Below are 971 nucleotides of genomic sequence, written 5' to 3'. Positions count from 1 at the left end.
CATCAACATCGGCTATTTGATTATCTGCTGCGTAGCGCACCATCAATCCACGCGCTTTCTTTGCATAAAAACTAATGATTTTGTACGTGTCATTTTTGAGATCTTTAAATACCGGCGTAACAACGCGAGCGGTCAACATCTTCATATCCACTGCCTTGAAGTACTCATTAGATGCAAGGTTTACAACCACTGCATCAGACGCCGCACCCACATCAGAATTAAGCAAACTTGAGATTTTTGTCCCCCAAAACTTATAAAGATTAGGCCCACGCGAATTCTCAAGCTTTATACCCATTTCAAGCCGATAAGGCTGCATTAGATCTAGCGGTCGCAGAAGACCATAAAGACCAGAAAGAATCCTTACACTGCTCTGTAAATACTCGACTGCCTCCGAACCGCAGGTTTCAATATTGAGACCTGTATAAACATCCCCTTTAAATGCATAAGCGGCCTGCTTTGCATTTTGTACGTCGAACGGAGTAGACCACTCCTGAAATCGCTTTACATTCAAATCGGCGATCTTATCGCTTACACCCATCAAGCTTTTAATATCTTGCGATGAAAGTTTGCGCGCAGTTCGATTAAGCTCGCTTGCATCCTCAAGCATCCGCGGCTGAGTAAACTCATCCGTAGAGGCCGCATTTTCGAAGTCCAAGGTCTTAGCAGGTGAAAGCAAAAAAAACATTGAGATTCCTTAAATAATAACTAAACAGCGCCATCACAAACACGCAAAAACTCATAAACGGCTTGCTCATCGAACGGCCATGAAAGTGCTCTACCAGAGCCCACATCAATCACAACCGGTATCAGTGCACCATACCGCTCAACCATGGCCTCAGAAGCTGAAATATCAACTAACTCAATACTCAAGCTAAAATTATGCGACTCCATCACCGAGTTGAAGCTTCCAAGCACAGAGGCCGCAAGGTCACACAAGTGACAACCTTCAGTACCTAACAACTGCACATTTC

General features: G+C 44.2%; 2 protein-coding genes. Both read right to left on the bottom strand.

What is annotated here, in order from left to right; all coding sequences use genetic code 11:
- Positions 1-685 (bottom strand): peroxide stress protein YaaA (gene yaaA, locus A3750_RS23060; RefSeq protein ID WP_068548921.1); only part of this gene is annotated, 685 nt, incomplete at its 3' end.
- 20 nt (positions 686-705) lie between these two features.
- The coding region (locus tag A3750_RS23055; protein WP_197475261.1) for a glutaredoxin family protein at positions 706-971 on the bottom strand (266 nt) is incomplete at its 5' end.

The organism is Oleiphilus sp. HI0079, from assembly GCF_001635105.1.
Note: the sequence above shows the minus strand (reverse complement) of the source record. Positions and strands in the feature narration are given on the sequence as shown.